Source organism: Endozoicomonas sp. ONNA1 (genome assembly GCF_024606325.1).
Taxonomy (GTDB): Bacteria; Pseudomonadota; Gammaproteobacteria; order Pseudomonadales; family Endozoicomonadaceae; genus Endozoicomonas_A.
Genome location: NZ_JAHHPN010000260.1, coordinates 1 through 1,270, shown reverse-complemented (window position 1 = coordinate 1,270; position 1,270 = coordinate 1). Strand labels below are relative to the sequence as shown.

Genomic DNA, 1,270 nt, shown 5'->3' with positions numbered 1-1,270 from the left:
TGGCTCCTTTCAGAATCACCCTTTGTCCGGCCCTCAATGTTTCAAGCCTGCCGGGTATATGCTGGATTCGCCCCTGTTTATCCACTCCTGGGCCGCCCAGCAGCAACTGTCGCCAGTGACTGTGCAAGTGACAGTCAATAAGAACAGTATTGTCGTCATCCATAACGCTTTCGGCACAGGGGAGTTCAGCCAATAGCGGAGAAACCTCGTCGATCTCCATCGAAGGGTCATTGCCGATCAGTGGGTCGCATTGCCAGGTATTTTCCGGTCGATTAATTCGCCGCCAGAAATCAGCGCCCGGAGCGGCGGCTCCCGAAGCAGCGGCTCCCGAAGCGTCGTCACGCTGGTCAACCGATGTCAACTGTGCAGGGTCTGCCAGAACCAGCAGGGCAACATGCTCTCCCAGAGGGCGTTGTTTCTGACTGACTTTGTCGTATAGACAGGGGTTATCCGGGTCCAGTAGATCGTTAAATTTTGGCAGTTCCTCATTGGAGAGTTTGCGGATATCTATCACCAGGGTGAGTGGCTGCGACCCTTCAAACAACTTGCCTGAACGCAGAACCTGGCGACCCTCTTCAGAAATACTCAACCGGCTCACCAGATTAGCCTGTGAGAGGTCATCGGGGTGGGAAATAAGGGTGACATCCCGATGTTCATCGCCGGTCCGGGCCATTAAAAGTTGTCGAATCTCATCATCACTGGCGACAAAACGAAAATCGAAGGAATCAGGGGTTTTGCGAAGCGAGGAATCCATTGAGGATACGGTTCTCGCTTTATAAGGCAGTGCCATTGAAGGTGACGATCTATTGAGTTCGGGAGTTACCTCACTGCAGATTTCAACACGCTCATTCGACGATAATTCCAGCTTTGACGTCCTGTCTGGCAAGCCGCTCTGAGGCACGCCTCTATCAGGCACCTCTCTATCAGGCATATCTCTGGCAGGAATACGTTTGTTTATTGCCCCATCAATATGGCCATCCATAATTAATCTCACTCCTGTAATCTGAAAGACTGCATTAAAAATTATTTGACTATATGACCTTCAGACAGGATAAAAGTTTCATTTGGATAGATACCCGTAACTATCACAAATGTAATAGCTTCACGAAAGATTCATAAACAGCACAGGGAACCAAATGGCTAGACAATGATCTAAAACAATAAGCTATTTGAGAAATAGCGATAGACAGGAAACTTGCTCTGAACGCAACAGATGCAATCACTTTGTTTTATAAGCAGGTAGGCTTGTGTAACGGGTTGCCTTTTGATG

At 48.7% G+C, this 1,270-nt stretch carries 1 protein-coding gene; it reads right to left on the bottom strand.

The features are described from left to right. The coding region (locus KDK19_RS06140; protein ID WP_257291564.1) for a hypothetical protein at positions 1-982 on the bottom strand (982 nt) is incomplete at its 3' end. Between the last annotated feature and the right edge of the window lie 288 nt (positions 983-1,270).